Here is a 1,216-nt window from a genome sequence, read left to right as displayed (position 1 = left end):
TGAATCGGCTACACTAAACTAGACAGGAAAATTAAGGTCAAGTAGACTACAGATATTATACTCGAGGAGAATCTACGATGACTAAAAGAGAACGTCGAACATTTAATGCAGAATTTAAACAACAAATCGTGCAGCTTTATAACAGTGGCAAACCAAGAAAAGAAATTATCCGTGAATATGATCTCACTCCTTCTTCTTTAGATAAATGGGTAAGTCAAAGTCAAACCTCCGGTTCTTTTAAGGAAAAAGACAATTTATCGGCCGAACAAAAGGAACTAGCTGAACTTAGAAAACGGAATAAGCAACTAGAGATGGAAAATGACATTTTAAAGCAAGCCGCGCTGATACTAGGACGAAAGTAAATGTGATAAAGAATAATCAACACAAATACTCGATATCAGCAATGTGTAAAGTCCTTCAAATCCCTAGAAGCACCTATTATTATGAAGCAAAAGAGCGTCAGGCAGAGGATGATATTACATCCAATATAATAGAGATTTTCCATTCAAGTTATCAAAACTATGGAACTCGTAAAATAAAGAAGGAATTGATGAAATTAGGCAAGATCGTTTCTAGACGACGGATTGGGCGAATTATGAAAGAGCAGGGTCTGGTATCTACTTATACACTTGCGCAATTCAAACCACATTCTAGTGGAACAAATGAATCAGAACAAAAAAATGAACTTGATCGTAAATTTAAACAAGAAGAAGCATTATCAGTTGTGGTAAGTGATTTAACATATGTCAGAGTCAATAAAAAATGGCAGTACATATGTGTATTTGTTGATCTCTTTAACCGTGAAATCATCGGCTATAGTGTAGGTCGTAATAAAAATGCCCTGTTGGTATACCGTGCTTTAGCTTCAATAAAAACGGATTTACGTAATATTAAGCTTTTTCATACAGATCGAGGAAGTGAGTTCAAAAACAAACTGATTGATGATGCGTTAGCAACATTTAATATCGATCGATCCTTAAGTATGAAAGGATGTCCTTATGATAATGCAGTTGCAGAAGCTACGTTTAAAATCATTAAGACTGAGTTTATCAAAGGGCGTCACTTTGATAGTCTTGAAGATTTAGAAAAGGAATTGCATACCTATATCCATTGGTTTAATAACAAAAGAATTCATGGAACACTAGGCTATCTAAGCCCAATAGAATTCAAACTTGAACACCTTAAAAAAGTTGTCTAGTTTACTGTTGACTATCCA

The 1,216-nt window shown here is 34.6% G+C and carries 1 protein-coding gene; it reads left to right on the top strand.

Features of this window, described 5'->3' with window-relative positions:
• Positions 1–77: 77 nt before the first annotated feature.
• Positions 78–1,198 (top strand): IS3 family transposase gene (locus tag LC095_RS26630; protein WP_226530915.1). Its coding sequence is split into 2 segments (ribosomal slippage): positions 78–327 and positions 327–1,198, totalling 1,122 coding nucleotides; the frame shifts between segments, so codons are not numbered across the junction.
• The last annotated feature ends 18 nt before the right edge of the window (positions 1,199–1,216 follow it).

The organism is Metabacillus niabensis (assembly GCF_020524345.1).
Lineage (GTDB): Bacteria > Bacillota > Bacilli > Bacillales > Bacillaceae > Metabacillus > Metabacillus niabensis_B.
The sequence above is the reverse complement of the archived record's forward strand: the minus strand, read 5'-3'. Positions and strand labels throughout refer to the sequence as shown.